Raw genomic sequence first — 24,859 nt, 5'->3', positions numbered from 1 at the left:
AAAAACAAGACGGGGGTGTTCGTGGACTCCGGTGCAGTCAGCTGGTCGGCGCGTCTTTCTCTATCACTTCGTAGTCGCCATTCTCCTTCCCTTCGGTGACAATCGTGGCCTCGCCACCACGCTCGATTCCGAAGAGCTTGAAGGCGTACTCGGCGGACAGAGATCCGACGAACGAAGAGGAATTCTCGTCGATGTCGTCTTCGGTCTTCCCCTGAAACGTCGCGTACGGACCAGGAAGCGAGTACTCGAGATCCTGAGAGGGGTCTTTGTAGTCGTCCCCGTTGTAGTCCCAACTGAGAACCTGCTTGTGAACGTAGACCGTGCCGAAGCCTGCAACTTTCCCTTTCGCTTCGATGGCTTCGGTCGCAGTCGTGTAACTGTTCGTGGCCTGGAGGTCACGCGGTTCAGAGTGCATGGTGATCTCCACGTTGGCGTTCATATAGAGGTCCGCGATCGCCTCTTTCTGGGCCTTGGACAGTTCTTTCGCGTACCGGTTCTGCTTCTGTTCGGAGAGTCCGTCGACGTCGTTGAGGAACCCAACAACTTCGTCACGAGTGTCGGGGTCGAAGTCGGTATCGACATCGTCGCCGGCGAGTGCCGAGCTCGCGCCCGCACCACCGATTCCGGCGAGGGATGCGAGTGCGACACCGCCGACTTTCAGGGCACTTCTCCGGCTGCTCTTCGGCTGCTCGCTCTGTCGATTGGGACGCTTCCCTGTCATATCTATCTCGTGTTCGGTTGCCCGAACACATCTACCCACACAAGTCATAATCCAATACCATTATCTAGTGAAATATTGCACACAGGGTGGGTCTACGGTCACTACACGAACAAACTCCGATGTCCTGAACAACTGAACTCCTCTGAACGAAACCAGCCCGTGAAATCCCAGAAGAAATCAGTCTGATGGTTCCGATTACCGTTCTGTATTCAGATAGTAATTATGCTCAGATGGTGATGTCGTACTCATTGTTCTTGTGGAACCAAGCGTGGCCAGCCGCCTTCCGGCCGATATCACGGTCCTCTCCGATACAGGACGCGGTATCATTGATGTTCGTCGCGTGAGTTGTGTGGCCGACGAGAACGGCGTGTTTGGTCCCGAGGACGTCCTCGATGCGGTACATCGGACCACCTGAATCTCCCTCGCCAACTTCGATGCCGTTGACGACCACTCCCCGATTCTCGAGGTTGCCACAACCGTTCCCGAGTGACTGGTTCATCGCGTCAATCGTTCCCGTCGTCTTCCCAGTCGTGACTCCCATTTTGTGAACGGATTTCCCCTCAGAGACGAGTTCACTAATGGCCTCTTCCGGGAACCATCCAGAGACAGATAGCGTGCGATTCTCTTCGTGGATTCCATCCGATAGGCTCAAAGAGCTATTCGTTTTCTCTACGAGAGCAAAATCCGGTTCGGCCTGTGATTCTGCCACCTTCCCGAAGTCCTGCGTGTACTGTGTGGCTTCCTCACCTTCACTGGACTGACAGGGTTTGTTCTCCCAGAGATGATCAGCCGTGAGTAGTCGTTCATTCCCATTACTGTCTTTTACAGGCAAGCCCGCAGTCCCCCAACCAGTGTACGACTGGCCACCCTCTTCCCACCGAGCTTCGATGGGGAGACCGCCAGTAATGTTATCCGGAGTATCGTAGTAGCAGGCCGTCCGCCAGTCCTCTTTTTCCACGGCCTCGACTTCGACACCTCTGACATCCGACGGCACGACAGATTGGGCGCGAGCGTCAGTTGCTACCTGAATTTTGAGTCCAGGCTTGCCGCCGTACGTTTCCGACGACCGAGCGACACCAACTGACTGACTACCGGACGTTGGCTCGACCGGGTCCTCGAGATCGGCTCTCGCGTGGAGAACGTGTCGGGTATGCTCCAGCCACGGCTGAGGGACCTTTTTGTGCTTGAGCACCTCGTCATCTGTCACGACGTATGGAATTTCCGTGGTGTCATCTCTCTTGGCGACAGCCGGGGTTGCAGAGAGAGTGAGTGCAGTACCGACACTCGCGATTACTCCTCGACGAGACACAGTAAGCGTCTCTGTACTATCGTTCCCGCCGTTGGACGACATGTTCGTTTTCGTAGTGCCAATATATTGTACTTACATTATCTAGTGAGTACCTGAAGGCCGACAATTATTTTTAAAACTAGTTGATTAAATGTGGAGTCTTGCTACACCGTTCACATTGCGATTTTTAGTGTGGGCTCGCTGAGAAACTGGCAATGAGATCGTGCGGTTGTGATAAGTGAGGTGAGCATGACATAATCCAGTACACGAGAATGGCTTCACCCCGTGACCTCGCACAAAACGACCGCCCACTCGGTCGTAATGAGCCACTCCGAATCGTCGATATGAACGAGAAGGATGCAATCTCACTGTTCGAGACACTAGGCGACGAGACGACGCTCAAAATCTACACGGCGATCCAGCAGGACCCACAGACACCGTCCGAATTACGGGAGGTTACGGACACGTCACTTCAGAATACACACTATCATCTGAACAAACTGGAGGATGCAGGTCTCGTTGAGCCTGTTGACACATGGGTATCCAAACGAGGGAAAGACATGGACGTCTACGGTCCAACGAACAGCCCACTGATTCTGAGCTTCGCTGCTGAAGAGCGTACGTCGCGTATCCGATCCCGGATCAAGAATGCTCTCAGTATCCTTGGTGTCATCTCGTTCTTCAGCTTGCTCGTCGAGTACGCTGTTGCCGTCTTCGCGGAGCCAGCGTCCGATTGGCAGCAGGTTGGAGCAGGTGGGTATGGTGAGCAGCGTTCGCTGACTGAGCTGTTCTTCCAATATCCGGGCCTCTGCGTGTTTGTCGTGGGTCTCTTGGTTGTTCTCGCTTACGTGGCTTTTGTTTCGTCAAGGAGGTGAAGATTTTACTTTGTGAATGTCAAATCTGCTTTGAAGTGCCTCAGCGTTTTTTCTATACACTATCACGAGTACGATATGGCATCCGGGATCTCTGAGGTCCTCGATGTTGTCCTCGAACGGGGGCAGACGAGAACGCTAATATCAGCCTGTTCGTGAACGACGGAGAACATCAGATCCGGTTCGCAATCGCGGCCGGCCCCTATTCAGCTTCTACCGACTACGCGTGACTTCCGTGGCACTCACGCCGTGTCACTATTGGTGGCGTTCACGCCCATCGACCACCAGTCCCCGAGTTGGTCGTAGGATTCCCAGTGGGCCAGATAAATCGACGACGGTCGTTCCCGGAACGACACCGCTGCCTCGTATTGGTAGTATCGGGTGCAATTGGGACAGCTTACCGTATCAACTGGAGTTACATCGACAACCACGTGCTTCGATTCCTCGAAGTAGTTTGATTCGACCGAGAGATCCCCGCATCGCTGCGTTCCGGACAGCGTGCCAGTCATCTGGAGACGATTCTCGGTATCATCGTAGTCGAGTGACGCGGTGTGCTGTCGTTCTTCGCAGCCGCGGTCGAGTACGTCGATTGACTGGTCCCGAATCGGAGATGGAGGGGTCCCGAAACCGAGGCAGCCAGCCGTGGCAGTGACGCCACTGGCGGCCGCCGCTCTGAGGAACGTTCGACGGTTCATCGATTGCGGGCGCTGGTAGTTCGTGCCATGTCGCTTGGCTGTTCAACGATTTGAGGGCTGGTTCCGTCACACGTGCTGCTTCTGGGGCCGAAGCCGATTACCCATGCGGGACCATGTGGGTGTTGCTGCGGACGTCGAACGCGGGTCGGGTAAGTCTACCGGCAGTAGTTCTACGACCCGTTATCTCGACGGAGGGGCAGGGACGAACTGGGGCGTTCTGCCCGACGCGGTGGCGTCGCGTTTCGGTGTCGCTGCTGGCCGCAGTACTGTCCGAATCTGGTGTTGGCCTCTGCATGTGGACGGGACTCCGCCAGCGCGGTATCTGTCGGCGGTGCAAGCATCTACGGGTCCGTGGACCGATTCCGAACCGAACTGGTTTTGCTCGCGGTTTGCGTCCTTGCAGACGATGTGGCCCTGGGGACACCTCGGTCTCGGCTACCTGCTCGCGCTCCCGCTTCTGACGAGGGTGGACCTCGACGACGACTACGCGGCGCTCGCCGCGCTCGCGGTGGGCACGCAGCTCCCCGACCTCGTGGACAAGCCGCTGGCGTGGACGTTCGAAGTCATGCCCTATGGGCGCGCCGCGGCGCACTCGCTGCTCGTGCTCGCTGCGGCCGCCGTCGTGCTTGCGGTCCTGCGGTCGGTCAGCGTGGGGGTACCGCTGCTCGTCGGGTGGGCGGCGCACATCCTCGGTGACGTGGTCTACCCGCTGGCCGAGGGAGCGGTCGGCGACGTGACGTTCCTCGCGTGGCCGCTGCTCGCGCTCCCGGAGCCGGCGGGCGACCACGGCATCCTCGCGTACTTCCGGACGCTCTCGCTGACCGGCGAGACCGCGCTGGAAGTCGGGCTCTTCGCGTTCGCTGCCGGGATATTCCTCGTTCGCGAGTGGCGGACGCGGCGGCCGGCGGCTGGGGCTGTCGGGCGGACGGACTGAGGGAGATAGAGCCCCCGAGCGTCGGCGCAGGCCGAACGTTTATTCGCGTTCCGCGCCGAGTTGGGAGTCGAATGCCGGACGACGAGCGCGACGGCGCACGGGGGGCGCTCAGCGACGAGCGCGTGTCCCCGCCGGCGTCGTTCGTCGAGCAGGCGAACGTCGCCGAACCGGACGTCAGGGAGGCCTTCGACGCTGACTGGCCCGAGTGCTGGGCGCGCGCGGCCGACCTCCTCGACTGGGACAGCGACTACGACCGAGTGCTGGGCGGCGGCGGGCCGCCGTTCCGGTGGTTCGAGGGCGGCAGCCTGAACGCGAGCGCGAACTGTCTCGACCGACACCTCGACGAGCGGAAGAATCAGGTCGCGCTCCAGTGGGAAGGCCGACTGGGGGAGTCGCGGACGTACTCCTATCTCGACCTCCACCGGGAAGTCAACGAGTTCGCGGCCGCCCTCCGCGACCTAGGTGTCGAGGAGGACGACGTGGTGACACTCTACCTCCCAGTCGTGCCAGAGCTCCCGATAGCGATGCTGGCGTGTGCCCGTATCGGCGCGCCCCACTCCGTGGTGTTCGCGGGGTTCTCCGCGGACGCGCTCGCGACGCGGATGGACGCCGCGGACTCGGAGTACCTCGTGACCTGCGACGGCTACTATCGCCGCGGGGCACCCATCCACCAGAAGAACAAGGCCGACAACGCCGCCATCGAGCGCGACGGCGACGTCGAGGCGACGGTGGTCGTCGATCGCCTCGGGGGCGAGACGCCGCTCGGAGAGGGCGAACACGACTACGACGACCTGGTCACCGAGCACAGGGGCGCAGACGTGGAGCCCGTCCCCCGGGCGGCGAGCGACCAGTTGTTCCTCATCTACACGTCGGGGACGACTGGCGAGCCGACTGGCGTGCGGCACACGACCGGCGGCTACCTCGCGCACGCGGCGTGGACGAGCCACGCTGTCCTCGATTTGCGGCCGGAGGACACGCACTGGTGTTCGGCGGACATCGGCTGGATTACGGGCCACACGTACACCGTCTACGGGCCGCTCGCGCTCGGCGCGACCACGATGCTGTACGAGGGCACGCCGGACCACCCCGAGAAGGACCGCGTCTGGGACCTCATCGAGCGCAACGCAGTCGACGTGTTCTACACGGCCCCGACGGCGGTGCGGGCGTTCATGAAGTGGGGCGAGGAACACCCCGAGGCGCACGACCTCTCGAGTCTGCGCTTGCTGGGAACGGTCGGCGAGCCGATCAATCCGCGCGCCTGGAAGTGGTACCACGACCACATCGGGGACGGCGAGTGCCCCGTCGTGGACACGTGGTGGCAGACCGAGACCGGCGGCATGATGGTGTCGACGCTGCCGGGCGTCGACGACATGAAGCCCGGGTCGGCGGGCCGAAGGCTCCCGGGCGTCGGGGCCGAAGTCGTGGACGCCGACGGCGAGCCCGTGGAACCCGGTGAGTCGGGCTATCTCGTGCTCACGCGGCCGTGGCCGGGGATGCCGCTGTCGATGGCCGAGAACGAGGGCTGGTTCGCCGACCACGGCCCCGTCCGGCCGTCGCTAGAGCGCTTCGACTGGGCGTACTTCACGGAGGACGGCGCGACCGTCGACGAGGACGGCTACGTCACGCTGCTCGGGCGCGTGGACGACGTGGTGAACGTCGCCGGCCACCGCTTCGGGACGATGGAAATCGAGAGCGTGCTCGCGGACGTGGAGGGCGTCGCGGAGGCCGCAGTGGTCAGCGGCCCCGACGACACGAAGGGCGAAGCCGTCTACGCGTACGTCAGCGCGGCGGGCGGCGTCGACGAGGAGCGGCTCCGGGCGGCGGTCAACGACGCCGTCGAGGACGCAATCGGTGGCATCGCGGCCCCGGACGTGGTGGTGTTCACGCCGGACCTCCCGAAGACGCGCTCCGGGAAAGTGATGCGACGCCTGCTGGAAGCCGTCACACACGACGACGACTTGGGCGACACGAGCGCGCTCCGAAACCCCGAGGTCGTGGGGGAACTGGAGTCGGCGCTCGACGGCCTCCGGCAGTAGTTTCGGAAACTACGGCGAACTCGAAACTATTTGCCGGAAATCGGTACGGCGCGACTGGAATAGGCCTGTCTCGGGCCTGCAAACACAATTTTGATTGTTCGGGGCTAGAAACTACCGCGAAACGTGACTGCGCGAGGCGACGACCAGACCGAGCTGTCGGCCGCGGACTACCGTCGGCTGCGGCGCGCGACCGAGACTCACCGCGAGGAGCTCGTGCTCCGGCTCGCCGCCGAAGTCGGACTCACACCCGCGGAGGTGGCTCGGGTGCGACCGGGCGACGCCGCGAGCCACGAGCGCGACGGCGTCGACCACCACTTCCTCGCCGTGCCGGACGCCGAGGAGGGCGTCGACCGCCATGCCTACCTGCCGCCGGACGTCGAACACGACCTCCGGCAGTACGCGCGGACGGCCGACCTGACGGCCGACGACCGGCTCGTCGACGTGTCGGCGCGCCGCGTCCAGATGCTCGTCTCGGACGTCGCCGACCGCGCCGCCGACCGGACCGACACCCCTCGGCTGCGGGCGGTTTCGACCCGCACGCTCCGCGCGTTCTTCGCGCGGCGGCTGCTCGCCGACGAGGGCGTCGACCCCCGCGTCGTGGCGGCCGTCGGCGGCTGGTCGCGGCTCGCCAGCCTCGACCCCTACGTCGACCCGACGACACTCGGCCGGGACGCCGTCGCCGCGGCGTTCAGCGGAACGGAGCCCGCGCCCGAACAGCCGTCGAGAGCGACGGAACCGGACGGCTCGCGCTTCGGTGACGTCTTCGACGCCGTGCACACCGTGACCGACGTGCTGGGGGAGACCGCGACGCGCGAGGACATCGAGACGGCGGTCTGTGACGCGCTCGTCGACGGCGACGCCTACGAGGCGGCGTGGGTCGCGCGACCGGCCGCCGACTCCCCCGACGTGGTGGCCTCTGGCGACCAGCCGCCGGCCCTCGGCGAGGGCGGCGCAGAGGCCGTCGCCGCCGTCGTGGACACCGGCGAACCGCGCGTGGTGGAGGACGCCCGCGCGGCCCCCGAGTTCGAGGGGCTCCGGGAGCACGTGAGCGCAGCCGGCTACCGGGCGGCCGCTGTCGTTCCGCTGTCGGACGGCGACACGCAGCGGGGCGTGCTCGGCGTCGGCGCGGCCGCCGAGGGCTTCGGAGAGCGCGAGCGCGCCCTGCTGGCGGACCTCGGGCGGCACGTCGGGCAGGCCATCGCGCTCGCGGAGCAGCGCCGCCTCCTGCTCGCGGACACCGTCGTCGAGGTCGCCTTCGAGGTCGGTGGGGCGTCGCTGTTCGCGCGCGCCGCGGCCGAACACGGCTGCTCGTTCTCGTTCGAGGGCGTCGTCCCCGGCGAGGACCGCTCGCTCGTGTTCTTCGTCACTCTCGACGGCGCGACCCCCGACGCCGTGCTGTCGTGGGCAGGGGAACGCGACGCGGTCGTGGACTCCCGGCTGGTCCGCGACCACGGCGACGAGGCGCTGGTCGAACTCGTGCTGTCGGGCGGCGACCTCGCGACCGAACTCGCCGCCCACGGCGCGACCGTCCGGGACCTCTCGGCGGACCCGTCCGGGGAGCGCGTCGTCGCCGAGGTGTCTCCGGAGGCGGACGTGCGCGCGCTCGCTGACGACCTCGCCGCCGAGTTCCCCGGCGTCGAATTCGCGTCGAAGCGCGAGCGCGAGCGCGCCGGCCAGACTTCGACCGCGTTCCGCGCGTCTCTCCACGAGTCCCTGACGGACAAGCAGGCCGCCGTCCTGCGGGCGGCGTTCCACGCGGGGTACTTCGAGTGGCCGCGCGGGTCGACCGCCGAGGAGCTCGCGGACGCCATCGGCGTCACGTCGCCAACGCTGCACAACCACCTGCGGCGCGCCCAGCAGAAGCTGCTCTCGGAGTTCGTCGACGACGACGCGGCCGGTCGGGCTGCCGAATCCCCGTGGGACGACAGAGACTAACTATCTAGGGAGTCGGCCGCGGCGTTCCCCTCTCGGCGACGTTTGCTGGACGCCGTCTCTCGGCGCGTCGGCGGCGGAGACGCCGCGCCGTCTCCGGATTCGGTGGTTACCAGCTGTCGTCGCGGTGCCGCCGGGCCGCGTGCGTCTGGTTGGCATAATTAGCGCCCGTTCTTAACACGGTTCTCGGGGTGTATCGAACTGGACAATGACAGACGAGGCCGAATCCACCGAACTGGAGGCCAGACTGGAGGAACAGGACGAGTTCGACCCGCCAGCGGAGTTCGTCGACCAGGCCAACGTCTCGGACTCCGGCATCTACGAGGAGTTCGAGCAGAACTGGCCCGAGTGCTGGACGGGGGCGGCGGACCTGCTGGACTGGTCCTCGGAGTACGACCAGGTGCTCGACGACTCGAACCCGCCGTTCTACGAGTGGTTCGAGGGCGGCAGCCTGAACGCGAGCGCGAACTGCCTCGACCGACACCTCGACGAGCGCGGCGACGAGGCCGCCATCGAGTGGGTCGGCGAGCCGGTCGACGAGGACGACCGGACGTTCACCTACGAGGAGCTCCACCGAGAGGTCAACGAGTTCGCGGCCGCGCTCCGGGACATGGGCGTCGGCGAGGACGACGTCGTCACGATGTACATGCCGATGGTACCCGAGCTCCCCATTGCCATGCTGGCGTGCGCCCGCATCGGTGCGCCGCACTCGGTCGTGTTCGCGGGGTTCTCCGCGGACGCGCTCGCGACCCGGATGAACGCCGCGGACTCGGAGTACCTCGTGACCTGCGACGGCTACTACCGGCGCGGTGATCCCCTCGACCACTACGAGAAGGCCGACGAGGGTCTCGGCGGCGTCGACCACGATGTCAGCGACGTGGTCGTCGTCGACCGACTCGGGAAGAACGGCGACAGCTTCGGGCACGACCTGCCCGAGGGCCGCCACGACTACGACGACCTCGTCGCCGACCACGAGGGCGCGACGGTCGAGCCGGTCGAGCGCGACGCGACGGACATGCTGTTCCTGATGTACACGTCGGGGACGACCGGCGAGCCGAAGGGCGTGAAACACTCCACGGGCGGGTACCTCTCCTGGGCGGCCTGGACGAGTCAGGCGGTCCTGGACATCAAGCCCGAGGACACGTACTTCTGCTCGGCCGACATCGGCTGGATTACCGGCCACTCCTACATCGTCTACGGGCCGCTGGCGCTCGGTACGACGACGATGATGTACGAGGGCACGCCGGACCACCCCGAGAAGGACCGGCTCTGGGAGATCGTCGAGGAGTACGAGGCCACGCAACTCTACACCGCGCCCACGGCGATTCGCGCGTTCATGAAGTGGGGCACGGAGTACCCCGAGGCGCACGACCTCTCCAGCCTGCGCTTGCTGGGGACGGTCGGCGAGCCCATCAATCCGCGCGCCTGGAAGTGGTACTACCAGCACATCGGCGACGAGTCCGCGCCCATCGTGGACACGTGGTGGCAGACCGAGACCGGCGGCATGATGGTCACCGGACTGCCCGGCGTCTCCACGATGAAGCCCGGGTCGGCGGGCCGGCCGCTGCCCGGCGTCGACGCACGCGTCGTCGACGTGTCCGGCGAGGAGGTCGAGGCCGGCCGCGCCGGCTATCTCACAGTCGACAAGCCGTGGCCGGGGATGCTCCAGACGCTGTACAAGAACGACGAGCGGTTCGTGAACGAGTACTGGGCGGAGTACTCGGACACGGACAGCGACGACCCCGACGACTGGGTGTACTTCCCGGAGGACGGCGCGAAAATCGACGGCGACGGCTACATCACGGTGCTCGGGCGCGTCGACGACGTGCTGAACGTCTCTGGGCACCGCCTCGGCACGATGGAGATCGAGTCCGCCATCGTCGACGTGGCGGGCGTCGCCGAGGCCGCCGTCGTCGGCGGCGACCACGACGTGAAAGGAGAAGCCGTCTACGCGTACGTCCTCACCGAGGACGGTCAGGACGGCACCGACGAGCTCCGCGACCGCATCGTGGAGAGCGTGGAGGACGCAATCGGCCCCATCGCGCGGCCGGAGGCGGTCGTGTTCTCGCCGGAGTTGCCGAAGACGCGCTCCGGGAAGATCATGCGGCGGCTCCTCGAGGACATCGCGAACGGCGAAGAGCTGGGTGACACGTCGACGCTCCGCAACCCGGACGTCGTCGAGGACATCCAGGCGAAGGTCGGCGAGGAGTAGCGGCTCCTCGTTCTCGGCAGTCACAGACACGCAGACAACCCTGCGGGACGCGAGAACCGTGACAGAAAACGACACGTACGCGGCTCGACTACGACAACGACAATGACAGACAACGACACGCACGATTCGACGGACGAACCGACGGCTGCGGCCGACGGCGTCCCCGGGAGCGAAGCGACCGGGGGCTCGTCAGACTTAAAGTCTGACGGCGGCGTCGCGAGCGCCGGCCAGACCCACGCCGACACCGACTACCTCAGCTCGGAAGTGAACCTCTTGAACCCGAGCACGCCGTTCATGCGCGACCACCTCCGCATCATCTGGACGGGGTTCGCCATCTGGGCGGTCGTCGTCTTCGTCCCGGTGACGGCGACGATGCTCGCGCCCGACGCGATGACGGCGACGATGCCCGTCATCGGCTTCCCGCTGCACTACTTCCTGGTCGCCATCGGCGCGCCGGGCGGCGCACTGATTCTCGCGTTCTGGTACGCCAGGAAGCGCGACCAACTCGACGAGAAGTACGGCATCACCCACGGAGGTGACGGCGCGTGACCCCCGGCGTCGCCGCGGCTGCCGGGCTTGTTCCGGCGCAGGCCGGCATCCTCCCGGAAGGACTGAACGTCTCGTTCAAGCTGCTGCCAGCCATTCTCGTCTCGGGGATGCTCGGCATCTTCCTCGTCATCGGCTACGTGTTCAAGGTCGCCGACACCGAGGGCATGTGGGTCGCCGGGCGCTCCATCGGGAACGTCGAGAACGGCATGGCCATCGGCGCGAACTGGATGTCCGCCGCGAGCTACCTCGGGATGGCGGCGCTCATCGCCACCTCCGGGTTCTACGGCCTCTCCTTCGTCGTCGGCTGGTCGACGGGGTACTTCATCCTCCTCATCTTCATGGCCGCCCAGATGCGGCGGTTCGGGAAGTACACCGCGCCGGACTTCGTCGGCGACCGCTTCAACTCCGACACCGCACGCGCAATCGGCGCGATTACGACCTTCCTCATCGGGTTCGTGTACGCCATCGGGCAGGCCCGCGGCATGGGACTGGTCGGCCTCTACATCTTCGGCGACCTCGGCCTCCTCGGCCTGTCGGGCTACCAGTCGATGGTCGTCGCGATGATGGCCATCACGGTCGGCTACCTCACCCTCTCCGGGATGCTCGGCGCGACGAAGAACATGGCCGTCCAGTACGTCATCCTCATCGTCGCGTTCCTCGCCGGCCTCTACGTCGTCGGCTTCTCGAACGGCTACTCGACCGTGCTCCCCCACATCGAGTACGGCGCGCTGTTCAGCGAACTCGGCCGCGAGTTCAGCGAGCCGTTCGTGAACGGCGGCTACTACCTCTGGATCGCCACCGCCTTCTCGCTCGTGGTCGGGACCTGTGGACTCCCGCACGTGCTCGTCCGGTTCTACACCGTCGAGAACGAGCGCACGGCGCGCTGGTCGACGGTCTGGGGGCTCGGCTTCATCTGTCTGCTGTACTTCAGTGCGCCCGCATTCGCCGCGTTCGGCACCGACCTCTACGCCAGCGAAATCGGGCCCGTGTACGGCGACCCCGGCATGACGACGGCGGCCGGTGACGTCATCGTCGTGCTCGCCGCGCAGCTCTCGAACCTCCCGACGTGGTTCGTCGGGTTCGTCGCGGCGGGCGGCATCGCGGCCGCCATCGCGACCACCGCCGGCCTGTTCATCACCGGGTCGTCGGCCATCTCCCACGACATCTACAAGAACCTCATCAACGAGGACGCGACGCAGCGCCAGCAGGTCCTCGTCGGTCGGCTCAGCATCGTCGCGCTCGGGGTCATCACGACGCTCGCCGCGCTCGACCCCGCCGCGCCCATCGCGGCGCTCGTCTCCTACGCGTTCTCGCTGGCCGGAGCCGTGCTGTTCCCGATGTTCTTCCTCGGGCTCTGGTGGGAGAACACGAACCGCCAGGGCGCGCTCGCCGGCATGACCACCGGCCTGATCGTCTGGACGATTCCGATGATCAACGAGGTCGTGCCGTCGTACGGCATCCTCTCGGGTGCCGCCGGCAGCGACGGCGTGATTTCGCCGCTGCTCGCGCAGTGGGTGCCCGCCATCGGGTCGGCGCTCGTCGCGGTGCCGCTCGTGTTCGCGGTCACCATCGGCGTCTCCCTCGCCACTCCGGAACCCCCGGAGAAGACCAAGCAGATGGTCCGGCAGTGCCACAGCCCCGAGCCGATGGGCCAGCAGCAGACCGCGGAAGAGGCGATCACCGGTGACGACGGTCCGAGCCCGGCAGACGACTGACAATGTACGACAACATCCTCATTCCGACAGACGGCAGCGAGGCGGCCCAGAACGCGGTCGCGCAGGCGGTCGACCTCGCGGAGCAGTACGACGCGACCGTCCACGCGCTCTACGTCGTGGACGTGGACGCGACCAACCTCACCCTCGGCACCGAGCAGGTCGACCGCATCCGGCAGGGCCGCATCGACGAGATGCCGGAGGTCAAAGCCGAAGCCGACGACGCGACCGGCTACGTCGCGGACGCCGCGGCGGCGCGGGGCGTCTCCGTCGAGGAGCACGTCACCGCCGGGTCGCCGTCGCGGGCCATCCGGAACTTCGTCGAGAGCAACGACATCGACCTCGTCGTCATGGGGAGCCACGGCCGCTCGGGGCTCTCCCGGGTGGTGCTCGGCAGCGTCGCCGAGAAGGTGCTGCGGCGCACCCGCGTCCCGGTGCTCGTGGTCGACCTGCACGAGGCGGACGAATAATCGAGCAGCCGCTACAGGACACAATGACACACACTGCACCGGCGACTGGCGGAGGGCGGCGATGAGCCTCGTCGATACCGTCGTCGACCACGTCGCCGAACACCACGACGGCATGCTGTTCGACATGGTGTTCGCCATCGCGTGGGTCACCGTCGTCACCCTGCTGTTCCGCGGGTTCGGCGCGCCCCAAGTGGTCTACTACGGCGCGCTCGCGGCCGGCGTCGTCGCGTACTACGGGTTCGTGACGTCCCTGGAGTACGCGCGAGAATCGAGCGGCGAGTAGCCGCGGTCGCCGTCCTATTCTTCGACGCGCTGCGACTTCACAGCCCGGCGTACGGGCCGCCTTTCGCGTCCGTCAGACGGTCGACCTGCTCGTCGCTGAGGTCGATGGCCGCGGCGGCGAGGTTCTCTTCGAGCTGGTCGACCGTGCGCGCGCCGACGATGGGCGCGGTGACGCCGTCCCGGTGGACGAGCCACGCCAGCGCGACCTGCGCGGGCGACGCGTCGACCTCGTCGGCGACGGCGTCCAGTTCGTCGTGAACGTCGAAGTTCGCCTCGGTGAGGTAGTTGTCCTCCCAGCGCGTGGAGTCGCTGGCCTTCGACTCCCCCGTGAGGCCGTCCTCGCGGTCGTACTTCCCGGTGAGGAAGCCCTGGCCGAGCGGACTCCACGGACACACGGCGAGCCCCTCCTCGCGGGCGAACTCCAGGTAGTCTCCCTCGATTTCGCGGTCGACGAGGTTGTACCGCGGCTGGAGCACGGTGAACGGCTCCCAGCCCTCGTTGCGCGCGAGTTCGTTGGCTTTCGCGACCTTCCAGGCGTTCGGCCGGAACGTCGACGCGCCGAGGTAGTGGACCTTCCCGTCCTCGACGAGGCCGTTCAGGGTCTTCATCATCTCGCGGGTCGGCGTCTCGTCGTCCCACCGGTGGATGTACAGCACGTCGATGTAGTCCGTGCCGAGGCGGTCGAGCAGCGCGTCGATGCGGTTCCGGAGCGTCTTCCGGTTCGTGCCGCGGCTGTTCGGGTCGCCGTCCCGAATCTGCCAGTAGATTTTCGACGCGATGGTGTAGCGCTCGCGGTCGCGGTTCGACAGCCAGTCGCCGATCCACTCCTCGCTGTCGCCGCCGCCGTACACGTCCGCGGTGTCGATGTATCGGCCGCCGGCGTCGGCGTACGCGTCGAGGAGGTCGTGGGCGCGGTCCTCGCCGATTTCGATGTCGCCGGATTCGGTCTGTTTGCCGAAGCGCCACGTCCCGAACTGGAGTTCACTCGTCTGGATGCCCGTCTGCCCGAGTCGCACGAAGTCCACGGGCGTCTCGTCGCTGTCACTCATTGTCGTCTCCGAGTACACCCGACCCACGCAAAGGCGTTCAGCAACCGGCAAGTCCCATGTCGGTCGCACCTCAGACGTCCGTCGCGAGTTCGATGCCGCTGGTCTCGTACTCAGTCATCGCCGCGAGCCGACCGGAGACGTCGTCGAGGCCGACGCGCTGCGTGACGAGCGCGCCGGGGTCGAGGCGACCGGAGGCGACCAGCCGCAGCAGTTCGTCGTACCGCGACGGCGGCATCCCCCGGGACCCGAGCACGGAGACATCCCAGCGCGTGATTTCGTCGACGGGCAGCGAGATTTCGCCCTGCTCGGCCTCGGTTGTCAGCCCGACCTGCACGTGCTTGCCTCTGGCGCGGAGGCTGTCGACGCTGTTCCGACAGGTCTCCGCGCGGCCGAGCGCGTCCACGGAGACGTGCGCGCCGCCGTCCGTGAGCGCCCGGACCGCGCCCGGCACGTCGTCGGTCTGGTCGGCCCGGACGGTCTCGACGGCTCCGACCTGCTCGGCGAGGTCGAGGGGGTCGTCGCGGACGTCGACCGCGACGACGCTGCCGCCGAGCGCGGTCGCAATCTGGACGGCGGCGAGGCCGAGGCCGCCGCAGCCGTGGACCGCCACCCAGTCGCCGCCGGCGACGTCGGCGCGGTGGGCGAGCGCGTGGAACGCGGTCGCGTACCGGCAGCCGAGCGCCGCGACGGCGTCCAGGGCGACGCCGTCCGGGACCCGAGCGACGTTGAACGCCGCGTGCGGGACGTGGACTTGCTCGGCGAACGCGCCCTGTGCGGCCTGCTCGAAGCCGAGCGCGTAGCCGTCCTCGCAGACGTTCCCGTGGCCGCGCCGGCACGCCGGACACGACCCCTCCCCGAGATTGAACGGGACCGCCACGCGGTCGCCGACCGAGAGGGCGTCGACGTCCTCGCTGACCGCCGCGACCGTGCCGGCCGGCTCGTGACCGAGAATCTGGCCGGGGTCGACGCGGTCGTCCGCCCACTCGCCGTGCCCCATCCAGGCGTGCCAGTCGCTCCGGCAGATGCCACAGGCCGCGACGTCGACGACGACGCCGTGGCTTGCCGGCTCGGGTCTGGCTACGTCCTCGACGGACAGCGGTTCCCCGTACTCCCGCAGAACTGCCGCGCGCATACCCGAAGCTCACCCCAGGCACCCGTAACTGTACCGCAGGCGGCGACCAGCCGGGGGCACTGGTCGCCGAGTGCGGGGGCGACGACTGCAGGGACGCCCACGCTTATTCCCGAGTACGGTGATGACTCGCACATGCGCGCAGTCCGACTCCACGAGCACGGCGGACCGGACGTACTGACAGTCGAGGACGTCGAACGCCCCGAACCGGGCGACGGTGAGGTCCTCGTCGCGGTCGAGGCGGCTGGCGTCAACCCCGTGGACACGTACTTCCGGGACGGCTCCTACGAGCCGGTCGGGCTGCCGTTCACGCCGGGCGTCGACTACGCCGGCACGGTCGCGGCGGTCGGCGACGGCGTCGAGGCGTTCGCGGAGGGCGACCGGGTGTTCGGTACCGGCATCGGGAACGCCGGCTCTCAGGGCGCGTACGCCGAGTACGCGACCGTGCCGACCGACCGCACCGTCCACCTGCCGGACGGAGCTGACTTCACTGAGGCCGGGGCGGCGGGCGTCGTAGCGGTGACCGCGTGGCGCGCGCTCGTGGACCACGCCGACCTGAACCCGGCCGAGGACGTGCTCGTCCACGGCGGCTCCGGCGGCGTCGGGCACGCCGCCGTCCAGATTGCGGACGCCGTCAGCGCGAGGGTCCACACGACTGCCGGGCCCGACTACCACGACCACGTCGCCGACCTCGGTGCCGACACGGTCTTGGACTACGGTCGCGACGACCTCGCGGACGCGGTCCGGGACGCTGCGGGCGGCGGCGTCGACGCGGTCCTCGACCACCGCCTCGACGACTACCTCCAGTTCGACGCGGACGTGGCCGCGCAGGGCGCTCGGGTCGTCGGCATCGGGGAGAACAGCCCGGACCCGGGGTTCTCGAACGACGGCGCGGCGCGCTCGAAGGACGTCTCCTACCAGTTCATGAGCATGTTTAACACGCCGGACCTGCGCGTGCCGCTCCGCGGCGTCGCGCACCTGCTGGCCGAGGACCGACTCTCCATCGAACTCGCGGAGACCTACGACCTCGACGAGGCCGGCGAGGCGCAGCGCGCCGTCCTGGAGGACTCGTTCCTCGGGAAACTCGCCGTCACGCCGTAAGCCGGCGGGACCGCGGCTGGTTAATTACATGTAACAACTATTAATGCAGTGGGCGTCGACAGTCGTGCTGTGTCCGACTACACCACCATCTCCCTGAAAAAGGAGTTCGTGCGCGACGTCGAGGCGTACATCGAAGACGAGCCGTTCTCCTCCCCGAAGGAGTTCGTCAAACACCTCGTGGTCAGGGAGATGGAGGACGACGACGAAATCACCGAGGCGGAAGCCCGCGAACTCGGCCGGAAGCTCGCCGAACTGGGCTACGTGGAGTGAGTCGCCGATGGCCGACTCCCGCTACCGCTCCGTCGTGAAGGCGGCGTCCTACCGCGTGTTCGCGACCGGGATGGTGTTCACCATCGCGTTCCTCTACACGGGCGAGTTCGGCTCCGCCGCGAAAATCGGGGTCTCCGCAGCAGTCGGAAAGACGGCGCTGTACTACGTCTGGGAGCGCCTCTGGAGCAACATCGAGTGGGGCCGCCGGCCCGCCTGAGACCGGTGGTCCAGCGCCCGGAACCGGGGCGTGGTTTTATGACCCGTAGCGGCCTGTCTACGCGTATGTACCGCGTACTCGTGCCGGTCGACGACGACGTCGACCGCGCGCTCACCCAGGCCCGATACGTCGCCGACATGCCCGCAGCCGGCGAGGCGGTCGAGGCCACGCTGCTGTTCGTGTTCACGGGCGACAGCGACGACATCCCCTCGGAGTACCGGCAGTTCAAGACCGCCGACCGCATCCAGTCGGTGCGTCGCGCACGCGACTTCTTGGAGGACGAAGGCGTCGCCGTCGAGGTGCGGGACGACTCCGGGGACACCACCGACGACATCATCCGGGTCGCCGACGACATCGACGCCGACGCCGTCGTCCTCGGCGGCCGGAAGCGGTCGCCAGCGGGGAAGGCAATCTTCGGGTCGACGACGCAGTCGGTCATCCTCAACACCGACCGGCCCGTCGTCGTCACCGGCGACGGCTCCTAACTGGACGAAACGGACGCCTAGTTCGAAACCCAACTGTTTGCTATGCCCCTCGAAGACTACGAGTGCCGACAATGCGAGCGGTGGTCCCGCGCGGAAGCGGATTCGAACGCGGCGGGGAACAGCTACTGCAGTCCGCGCTGTGAGACGTCCGGGACGGGTCTACGACACGTCAGCCACAGTGCCGGAGAGCGATCGCCGGAGGCGAGGCAGGACATAAGTATCACCGTCGAATGAGTCCCCGGTACGGAGATGCGACGCACAGTCGAGATGTCCGGCAGTTCGCTCCTGTACGTCTTCTACGCCGTCTCGGTAGCCGGGCTCGTGGGGGTGTTAGCCGTCGCGGTGTGGCCGCTCGACGACGCCGCCAGCGTCGCGTTCGCCGTCCTCATCTCGGGGCTCGTGGGCTCGTTCGCGGTCGGCGCGTGGCGACAGCACACCGGCCGGGACAGCGAACACCTCGGCACGGCCGAGGACATCGCGTACGATCCGATTGCGTACCCCGGACACGCGGCCAAGGACCGGTGGCTGAAGGCAGTCCGGCGACTACCGGGTAGAGCGGACGACGAAAGCGACGACGACTGACACCTGCTCGGTCAGTCGCGAAGAACGCTACTCGTTCTGCGGGCTGTAGTTCGGCGCTTCGTCCGTAATCATCACGTCGTGGGGGTGGCCTTCGGTCTGACCGGCCGAGGACACGCGGACGAACTCGGCGTCCCGCTTGAACGCCGGAATCGTCTCCGCGCCGACGTAGCCCATCCCGGACTGGATGCCGCCGACGAGCTGGTGGAGCTCCGAGGCCAGCGACCCCTTGTACGGAGTGGCCGCCTCGACGCCCTCGGGCACGTACTCCTCGTCTTCCTCGTCTTCCTTGAGGTAGCGGTCGCCGCCGCCGGACTGCATCGCGCCGACGGAGCCCATGCCACGGTACTGCTTGTACTTCTTGCCGTTCATCGTGATGACGCGGCCCGGGGCCTCGTCGGTCCCCGCGAAGTACGACCCGAGCATCACGGCGTCGGCTCCCGCGGCGATGGCCTTCGCGGCGTCGCCGGAGTACCGGATGCCGCCGTCCGCGATGACCGGGACGCCCTCGGGCGCGGCGACGTCGGCGACCTCTGAGACGGCCGTGATCTGGGGCATACCGGCACCGGTGACGACCCGGGTCGTGCAGATAGAGCCCGGGCCGATGCCGACCTTGATGCCGTCCGCGAAGTCGACGACGGCCTCTGCGGCCTCACGGGTGCCGACGTTCCCGACGACGACGTCCGCGTCGACAGACGCCGTGATGTCGCGCGCGGAGTCGATGACGTTCATGTTGTGGGCGTGCGCGCAGTCGATGAAGACGACGTCAGCGCCGGCCTCGTCGACGGCGGTCGCGCGCTCGGTCTCGAACGGACCGACCGCGACGCCGACGCGGAGGCGGCCGTCGTCGTCGCGGGCAGCGTTGCCGTGTTCGCGCCGCGCGAGGATGCCCTGCATCGTGACGAGCCCGACGAGGTGGTCGTCGCCGTCCACGATGGGCACGCGCTCGATTTTGTGCTCGTACATGAGTTCGAGCGCGTCACGAGCGGTGACGTCCTCGGGCGCGGTGATGACTTCGTCGGTCATCGCCTCGCGGACGGCGTCGGACTCGCCGACCTCGATGTAGGGGCGGATGTCGGTGCCGGAGATGATACCGAGCACCGTGTCGTCGTCGTCGACGACGGGTGCGCCGGAGACGTCGGCGCGGTTCATCATCGCGTCGACCTCGTCGACCGTCTGGTCGGGGTCGGCGGTGACGACGTTCTCGCGGCCGATGACGAGCTCGTCGGCGTGCTTGACGCGCTCGACTTCGGTGACGACCGTCTCGGTGTCCATGTTCTGGTGGAGGACGCCGAGGCCGCCCTCGCGCGCCATCGCGATGGCGAGGTCGGACTCGGTGACGGTGTCCATCGCCGCCGAGAGGACGGGGACTTCGAGTTCGACGTTCGTGGAGACGCGCGTCGCCACGTCGGCCTCGTCGGGCTCGACCCGGCTCTCTGCGGGCCGCAGCAGCACGTCGTCGAACGTCAGCGCTTCCGGTACGCGGAGCTTCTCGGAGAATCGGCCGTCCGTCGAGGAATCGTTCGCCATGTCAATCGGTGTTGCCCGGCTTCCAAAAACGTTGCGAGATTGGGCGAACGTGACCGATTCGGAACTGTGGGACAGCGAGACAATCACGGTCGTGCATTCACTTGGGGTTCGACACCGGTGTGGCCTCGGGGCCCAACGCGCGTCCAATCGACAGCCGCCTTCCGCCCCTCGGGCCGCACAGCCGTCGAAATTACCACCGATTTATCGCCGAACGGCAAAACTCCCCGACAATCCCAAACCCAGTACTTAAAGTAGGGCGTCGTTCCGACACCATTTGTGGTCGCTTGTCACACAATCTTTATACTTCCAACCGTTGTCGTTGCGTGTATGGACTCCACCAGTCCGCAGACGACGCGTACGGCAGGCGACCAGACGACGCTCGCCCCATCCGTACCGAAATTTATGCTTGGACTGGTGGCCCGATTTACACGCTGGCTCGGACACAATACGCTCCACGACGCGTATCGCCGCTCCGACCAGACCCCGTCACCCGCGTTGGCCCCGTAGTACATGAGTAGCTCACGTCACCCCGTCGCGCTCCGCCTCGAGCAGCAGGTGGGCGGCGCTACGAAGCTCCTGGCCACCGTCATGCTGCTGCCGCTCGTCGACGGCATCTTCGCCGCCCTCGTGCTCGCCGGCCAGCTCGACACCTGGGCCGGCGTCCTTCAGGTCGGCCTGCTCGTCTTCGGCGGGAGCGCGACCCTCGCCGTCATCCTCGCCGAGATGGGTGGCAGCCGCCGCCAGCAGGCGACCAGCGTCCTGCTCGTCGGGCTCCCCCTCATCGTCATCGCCACCGTCGAAGCGGCGCTCGCGCCCACCGTCGCGACCGTCCTCGACATCCCGACCTTCGAGCGGTTCGCCGCGCTGGTCATCCTCGCCATCGCCGCGAAGACCGCCAGCGCCACCATCGGCGAGTACCTCCCCTCGCCGGGTGTCATCATCGGTCTGGGCTTCCTCGCGAGCATCCGCCCCGACGGCGCAGCGCTCGTCACCAACTACGACGTCAGCCTGCTGTTGCACGCCGTCGCCGCAGCCGGCGTCGCCGTCACGTTCGCGCTCGGCGTCGTCGCGCTCGCCCCAATCCTGCGCGGCGTCGTCGACATCGACCGGTTCCGGTTCGGCTCCGCTGTCGCGCTCGCCACGCTCGCGCTGTCGGTGTTCCACCTCGTCCCCTCGCAGGCACCGCTGATGGTGTTCGCCGTCGCCGGCGTGCTCGCGTTCGACCCCGACCAAGCAGGAGACGCTGACGCCGCCAGCGACGACCACGGAGACGACGCCACCGGCTCCAGCCACCCCGACGACGTCACCGTCGACGCGGACGACGGCCCCGACCCGCAGCCGAACACGCCGGCCGCGACCGACGGCGGTAACGGCACGGACCCCGACGAGGCCGCCTACGGCTACCCCGGCGAGGACGCCGCAGAGGAGCGCGCCCCCTGGCTGTAGCGACGGCAGTTCTCCCGCGACGACAGGCTTTCCCGTCCCCGAGACGAGGCTCCGGTATGGCTGACAACCGGGTCGTGCAGGGCCGCATGGTCACCCCGAAGAAACTCGCAGAACTCGTCGAAGGCGAGTCCGTCATGGACGCCGAACCCATCGAGGACACGGACCGCGACTGCCCCGACTGCGGCAGCGACGTCATCTCCGTCGGCTACATGCCCTCGGTCACCGAATTCGTCACTGGCTACAAGTGCCAGGACTGCGACTGGAGCGAACGCGACGCCTGACGACGGACTACTGACAGACTCGTTACTGCCAGCGGACGTCCTCGATTTCGGTCTCCGACGCAGCGACGACCGTTCCGACGACCTCGCCGTCCTCGCAGCTCTCGACGTCCACGCGCTCGTAGCCCTCCACGACCACGTCACGCAGGTCGCCCTCGAACTCGTCGGCCTCCTCGACGCCCAGCCGGTTCTCCCCGCCGAGCTCCCGCACGACTATCGGGTACTCCGTCATGCTCGGTCGTTTGCTCTCAGCCCGGAAAATCCAATCGCTACCCGAACGCACCGTCGCGGCTCCCGCCCCGACTCTCGTAGTGTCGCACCGCCTCCTCGTAGTCCGCGAGCAGTTCCTCGGCCCGGTCGGGAACGTGAGCCTGTTCGTAGTCTGGGCCCGCGAACGCCTCGACAGCCGCCCACGACTCGAAGCGTGCGACAGTCACGAACTCCACCCGCGAACCGTCCTCCCGCCGGAGCACCTCCCAGTCCGCCAGCCCCGGAATCTCGGCTCCAGCGTCCGGAAACACCGTCTCCGTCGCGAACGACTCGTACTCGTCGGCGTCCGATTCCTCGGTCCAGCCCCGCCACACGCGTACAATCACGGCGACGGCTTCGGCCCCTATCGACTTCACTCCCGGCCCCCGAACCGAAACGCTCTTGAAGAAAATCGCCTAACGATGGAACGCGAGGGGCTGTGGCCAAGCCAGGGATGGCGACTGACTCCAGAGGCCACGCGCCCGGGACGACACTCCAGACTGGTATACCGAGCGGCAGGCTGATCACCGCGCCGCGTTGACGACCCTCTGGAGTTCCGAGGCGCACCGGAGATATCAGTCGATCGGGGGTTCAAATCCCTCCGGCCCCACTTCTTCAAGATTACATCACGGAGCGACGCGTGCGTCGCGCGGTGGTCCCGTTCAGACGTGGTCGCAGGCCTTGGCGACGGCTTCCAGGTCCACGCCGGCGTCGGTGTCGACGCTCACGAGGATGCCCTTGTAGTCGCCGGTGGCGTGGTGGATGCAGATGGCGTGCTCGAAGCGGTGCATCGTGCAGTGCCACTTGGCGACCCGGAAGAGCTGTTCGAGGCGGCCGATGCCGATGTCGTTGAGGATGAGTTCCTCGTGGATGTCGTCGACGACGCGGTCTTTGGTGGAGACGTCGTCGCGTTCGTACACGAGTTCGACGTCCTCGCGGTCGTAGGCCGCGAGTGACCGGAGTGCTGGCCCGGCGGCGTCCCGGAACGGGGGTACGCGGACCTCCATATCTGGAGGTACTCACAGCAGCTTGAAAAAAGTGCCAGGTGGTTTTCACCGGGTCAGGGGTCGCGTTTCGCGCCGGGGTCGGTGACCGCACCGTCGGCGGCCGAGGCGAAGAGGTCGCCGTACTTCCGGAGGACGCCGGCGTCGTAACGGGGGTCGGGTTCGCTCCAGTCCTCACGGCGGGCCGCGAGCTCGTCGTCGGGGACTGCCACTGAGAGCTCTCGGTTGGGGACGTCGACGGTCACTTCGTCGCCGTCTTCGAGGAGCGCGATCGGGCCGCCGACCGCGGCTTCGGGCGCGACGTGGCCGACCATGGGGCCGCGAGTGGCACCCGAGAACCGCCCGTCGGTCAGCAGCGCGACGTCGTCCTCGTGGCCCTGGCCGACGACGGCGGCAGTGACCCCTAGCATCTCGCGCATCCCGGGGCCGCCCCTCGGGCCCTCGTTCCGAATGGCGATGACGTCGCCGGACTCGATGTGGCCATCCTGGACGTACGCCATGGCGTCCTCTTCGGATTCGAAGACGCGGGCCGGGCCGGTGTGCTGGGTCTCGTCTTTGCCGGTGACTTTGAGAACTGCGCCGTCTGGCGCGAGATTCCCGGTGAGGACGGTGATTGCGCCGGTCTCGTGGAACGGGTCGTCGACCGGGCGGAGGAAGTCCACGTCACCGTCCACGCTGCCGTCTTCACCGAGGTGTTCGAGTTCCTCGGTGATAGTGCGGCCGGTCACGGTCATCGCGTCGCCGTGAATCAGGCCGGCGTCGAGCAGGCGCGCGAGGACGACCGGAACGCCGCCGACCTCGTGGAGGTCGTTCATGACGCGCGTGCCGCCGGGCTGGAGGTTCGCAATCTTCGGGGTGCGGTCGCTGATGTCGTTGAAGTCCTCGACGTCGAGGTCGACGCCCGCCTCGGCGGCGAGCGCGAGCAGGTGCAGCACGGCGTTCGTCGAGCCGCCGAGCGCGACCTGGACGGCGATGGCGTTCTCGAAGCTCTCTCTGGTGAGGATATCCGAAGGTCGGCGGTCCTCGCGGACGCACTCCGCCGCGAGACGGCCGGCGCGCTCGGCGACATCGTACCGGCCATTGCTCTCTGCGGGCGGGCTCGCAGAGCCGAGCGGTGCGAGTCCGATGGCTTCCGAGATGGACGCCATCGTGTTCGCGGTGAACATCCCGCCGCAAGCGCCCGCGCCGGGGCAGGCGTCGCGCTCCATCGACTCGAGTTCGTCCTCGGTCATGTCACCGGAGGCGACGGCTCCGACGCCCTCGAAGACGTTCTGGACGGTTATCTCGCGGCCGTCGTGTTCGCCGGGCATGATGGAGCCGCCGTAGAGGAACACCGACGGGAGGTCGGTGCGGATGGCGGCCATCATCATCCCGGGGAGGTTCTTGTCGCAGCCCGCGACTGTGACGAGCGCGTCCATGCGCTCGCCGAACGCCACGAGCTCGACGGAGTCGGCGATGACCTCTCGGGAGACGAGGGAGGCCCGCATCCCCTCGGTCCCCATCGAGATGGCGTCCGAGATGGTGATTGTGCCGAACTCGATTGGCATCCCGTCGCCGGCCTCGACGCCGTCGACGGCCGACTCGGCCACGTCGTCGAGGTGGACGTTGCAGGGCGTGATGTCGGCGGCGGGGTTCGCGACCCCGACCATCGGCGAGGAGAAGTCGGCGTCGTCGTAGCCCATCGCGCGGAACATCGCGCGGTGCGGGGCGCGCTCGGGCCCCTCGGTCACGTCCGCGCTCGGCAGGTCCGGGTCCTTCTGTCCGGTCATGGTGCCACCTCGCACCGCGCAGCGGTAAATGTCGCGGACCGCGCAGTCGC

General features: G+C 67.1%; 26 protein-coding genes and 1 tRNA gene. 17 read left to right on the top strand and 10 right to left on the bottom strand.

The annotated features are described in order from the left end of the window. Positions 1 to 37 precede the first annotated feature (37 nt). Positions 38 to 721, bottom strand: coding sequence for a hypothetical protein (locus BMW35_RS15805; protein WP_218138582.1), 684 nt, complete (start codon positions 719 to 721; stop codon positions 38 to 40). Between the two features lie 226 nt (positions 722 to 947). Next, complete coding sequence (locus tag BMW35_RS15230; RefSeq protein ID WP_143052129.1) at positions 948 to 1,928, bottom strand: hypothetical protein; 981 nt, start codon at positions 1,926 to 1,928, stop codon at positions 948 to 950. A gap of 425 nt (positions 1,929 to 2,353) precedes the next feature. On the opposite strand from BMW35_RS15230, the gene BMW35_RS02055 reads away from it, so the two are divergent. Next, the gene (locus BMW35_RS02055; RefSeq protein WP_177170758.1) at positions 2,354 to 2,884 is read left to right on the top strand and encodes an ArsR/SmtB family transcription factor; all 531 of its coding nucleotides are present in this window, start codon (positions 2,354 to 2,356) and stop codon (positions 2,882 to 2,884) included. 239 nt (positions 2,885 to 3,123) lie between these two features. Here the strand turns inward: BMW35_RS02055 and BMW35_RS15465 are convergent, their stop codons facing one another. Continuing rightward, positions 3,124 to 3,390, bottom strand: a complete 267-nt coding sequence (locus BMW35_RS15465) for a hypothetical protein (protein WP_177170757.1) — start codon at positions 3,388 to 3,390, stop codon at positions 3,124 to 3,126. A 592-nt stretch (positions 3,391 to 3,982) separates the two neighbouring features. Between BMW35_RS15465 and BMW35_RS02050 the strand changes: the two genes are divergently transcribed. From BMW35_RS02050 to BMW35_RS02015, 8 genes are all read left to right on the top strand, one after another. Beyond that, on the top strand, positions 3,983 to 4,510 hold the full coding sequence (locus tag BMW35_RS02050; RefSeq protein WP_089667582.1) for a metal-dependent hydrolase: 528 nt from the start codon (positions 3,983 to 3,985) through the stop codon (positions 4,508 to 4,510). A gap of 71 nt (positions 4,511 to 4,581) precedes the next feature. Beyond that, positions 4,582 to 6,546, top strand: coding sequence for an acetate--CoA ligase (gene acs, locus BMW35_RS02045; RefSeq protein ID WP_089667580.1), 1,965 nt, complete (start codon positions 4,582 to 4,584; stop codon positions 6,544 to 6,546). Between the two features lie 123 nt (positions 6,547 to 6,669). Beyond that, positions 6,670 to 8,481, top strand: a complete 1,812-nt coding sequence (locus tag BMW35_RS02040) for a bacterio-opsin activator domain-containing protein (protein WP_089667578.1) — start codon at positions 6,670 to 6,672, stop codon at positions 8,479 to 8,481. Between the two features lie 205 nt (positions 8,482 to 8,686). Then, positions 8,687 to 10,690 carry an acetate--CoA ligase gene (acs, locus tag BMW35_RS02035; RefSeq protein ID WP_089667576.1) on the top strand — a complete coding sequence of 668 codons (2,004 nt, stop codon included), beginning with the start codon at positions 8,687 to 8,689 and terminating at the stop codon, positions 10,688 to 10,690. A 102-nt stretch (positions 10,691 to 10,792) separates the two neighbouring features. Beyond that, positions 10,793 to 11,239, top strand: a complete 447-nt coding sequence (locus tag BMW35_RS02030) for a DUF4212 domain-containing protein (RefSeq protein WP_089667574.1) — start codon at positions 10,793 to 10,795, stop codon at positions 11,237 to 11,239. Then, on the top strand, positions 11,236 to 12,954 hold the full coding sequence (locus BMW35_RS02025; RefSeq protein WP_177170756.1) for a sodium:solute symporter family transporter: 1,719 nt from the start codon (positions 11,236 to 11,238) through the stop codon (positions 12,952 to 12,954). The genes BMW35_RS02030 and BMW35_RS02025 overlap by 4 nt, the downstream gene beginning before the upstream one ends. A 2-nt stretch (positions 12,955 to 12,956) precedes the next feature. Further along, positions 12,957 to 13,421 carry a universal stress protein gene (locus BMW35_RS02020; protein ID WP_089667571.1) on the top strand — a complete coding sequence of 155 codons (465 nt, stop codon included), beginning with the start codon at positions 12,957 to 12,959 and terminating at the stop codon, positions 13,419 to 13,421. Positions 13,422 to 13,482: 61 nt separating this feature from the next. Next, positions 13,483 to 13,704 carry a DUF8119 family protein gene (locus BMW35_RS02015; RefSeq protein ID WP_089667569.1) on the top strand — a complete coding sequence of 74 codons (222 nt, stop codon included), beginning with the start codon at positions 13,483 to 13,485 and terminating at the stop codon, positions 13,702 to 13,704. 37 nt (positions 13,705 to 13,741) lie between these two features. Here BMW35_RS02015 and BMW35_RS02010 read toward each other — a convergent pair whose 3' ends face one another. Continuing rightward, entirely contained in the window at positions 13,742 to 14,752 is a 1,011-nt protein-coding gene (locus BMW35_RS02010) for an aldo/keto reductase (protein WP_089670319.1), read from the bottom strand. 70 nt (positions 14,753 to 14,822) lie between these two features. Then, positions 14,823 to 15,884, bottom strand: a complete 1,062-nt coding sequence (locus BMW35_RS02005) for a zinc-dependent alcohol dehydrogenase family protein (RefSeq protein WP_089667568.1) — start codon at positions 15,882 to 15,884, stop codon at positions 14,823 to 14,825. Positions 15,885 to 16,016: 132 nt separating this feature from the next. On the opposite strand from BMW35_RS02005, the gene BMW35_RS02000 reads away from it, so the two are divergent. The 5 genes from BMW35_RS02000 to BMW35_RS01980 all read left to right on the top strand — a co-directional run bounded on the left by BMW35_RS02000 (position 16,017) and on the right by BMW35_RS01980 (position 18,536). Further along, a complete protein-coding gene (locus BMW35_RS02000; protein WP_089667565.1) occupies positions 16,017 to 16,982 on the top strand; it encodes an NADPH:quinone reductase in 966 nt (321 codons plus the stop codon). Positions 16,983 to 17,051: 69 nt separating this feature from the next. Further along, positions 17,052 to 17,252, top strand: coding sequence for a hypothetical protein (locus tag BMW35_RS01995; RefSeq protein ID WP_089667563.1), 201 nt, complete (start codon positions 17,052 to 17,054; stop codon positions 17,250 to 17,252). Between the two features lie 7 nt (positions 17,253 to 17,259). Further along, entirely contained in the window at positions 17,260 to 17,469 is a 210-nt protein-coding gene (locus tag BMW35_RS01990) for a DUF2061 domain-containing protein (RefSeq protein WP_089667561.1), read from the top strand. Positions 17,470 to 17,534: 65 nt separating this feature from the next. Beyond that, entirely contained in the window at positions 17,535 to 17,954 is a 420-nt protein-coding gene (locus tag BMW35_RS01985; protein WP_089667559.1) for a universal stress protein, read from the top strand. A 249-nt stretch (positions 17,955 to 18,203) separates the two neighbouring features. Next, positions 18,204 to 18,536, top strand: a complete 333-nt coding sequence (locus BMW35_RS01980) for a DUF8000 family membrane protein (protein WP_089667557.1) — start codon at positions 18,204 to 18,206, stop codon at positions 18,534 to 18,536. Positions 18,537 to 18,563: 27 nt separating this feature from the next. Here BMW35_RS01980 and guaB read toward each other — a convergent pair whose 3' ends face one another. Next, complete coding sequence (gene guaB / locus BMW35_RS01975) at positions 18,564 to 20,063, bottom strand: IMP dehydrogenase (RefSeq protein WP_089667555.1); 1,500 nt, start codon at positions 20,061 to 20,063, stop codon at positions 18,564 to 18,566. Positions 20,064 to 20,573: 510 nt separating this feature from the next. Between guaB and BMW35_RS01970 the strand changes: the two genes are divergently transcribed. Together BMW35_RS01970 and BMW35_RS01965 are read left to right on the top strand one after the other, a co-directional pair. After that, positions 20,574 to 21,509: a DUF5794 domain-containing protein gene (locus BMW35_RS01970; RefSeq protein ID WP_089667553.1), complete on the top strand. Its 936-nt coding sequence runs from the start codon at positions 20,574 to 20,576 to the stop codon at positions 21,507 to 21,509. 56 nt (positions 21,510 to 21,565) lie between these two features. Next, on the top strand, positions 21,566 to 21,790 hold the full coding sequence (locus BMW35_RS01965) for a DUF5795 family protein (RefSeq protein ID WP_089667551.1): 225 nt from the start codon (positions 21,566 to 21,568) through the stop codon (positions 21,788 to 21,790). Between the two features lie 22 nt (positions 21,791 to 21,812). Here the strand turns inward: BMW35_RS01965 and BMW35_RS01960 are convergent, their stop codons facing one another. Continuing rightward, complete coding sequence (locus tag BMW35_RS01960; protein ID WP_089667549.1) at positions 21,813 to 22,019, bottom strand: hypothetical protein; 207 nt, start codon at positions 22,017 to 22,019, stop codon at positions 21,813 to 21,815. 37 nt (positions 22,020 to 22,056) lie between these two features. After that, the gene (locus tag BMW35_RS01955; RefSeq protein ID WP_143052127.1) at positions 22,057 to 22,383 is read right to left on the bottom strand and encodes an antibiotic biosynthesis monooxygenase; all 327 of its coding nucleotides are present in this window, start codon (positions 22,381 to 22,383) and stop codon (positions 22,057 to 22,059) included. An 86-nt stretch (positions 22,384 to 22,469) separates the two neighbouring features. Here BMW35_RS01955 and BMW35_RS15460 point away from each other — a divergent pair. Beyond that, positions 22,470 to 22,646: transfer RNA gene (locus BMW35_RS15460), tRNA-Trp, on the top strand. 52 nt (positions 22,647 to 22,698) lie between these two features. Here BMW35_RS15460 and BMW35_RS01950 read toward each other — a convergent pair. Both BMW35_RS01950 and ilvD read right to left on the bottom strand, forming a co-directional pair. Further along, positions 22,699 to 23,043 carry a DUF7522 family protein gene (locus BMW35_RS01950; RefSeq protein ID WP_089667546.1) on the bottom strand — a complete coding sequence of 115 codons (345 nt, stop codon included), beginning with the start codon at positions 23,041 to 23,043 and terminating at the stop codon, positions 22,699 to 22,701. A gap of 53 nt (positions 23,044 to 23,096) precedes the next feature. Further along, entirely contained in the window at positions 23,097 to 24,809 is a 1,713-nt protein-coding gene (ilvD, locus tag BMW35_RS01945; protein WP_089667545.1) for a dihydroxy-acid dehydratase, read from the bottom strand. Between the last annotated feature and the right edge of the window lie 50 nt (positions 24,810 to 24,859).

Origin of the sequence: Halobacterium jilantaiense, from assembly GCF_900110535.1 — an archaeon.
Classification (GTDB): Archaea; Halobacteriota; Halobacteria; order Halobacteriales; family Halobacteriaceae; genus Halobacterium; species Halobacterium jilantaiense.
The sequence above is the reverse complement of the archived record's forward strand: the minus strand, read 5'-3'. Positions and strand labels throughout refer to the sequence as shown.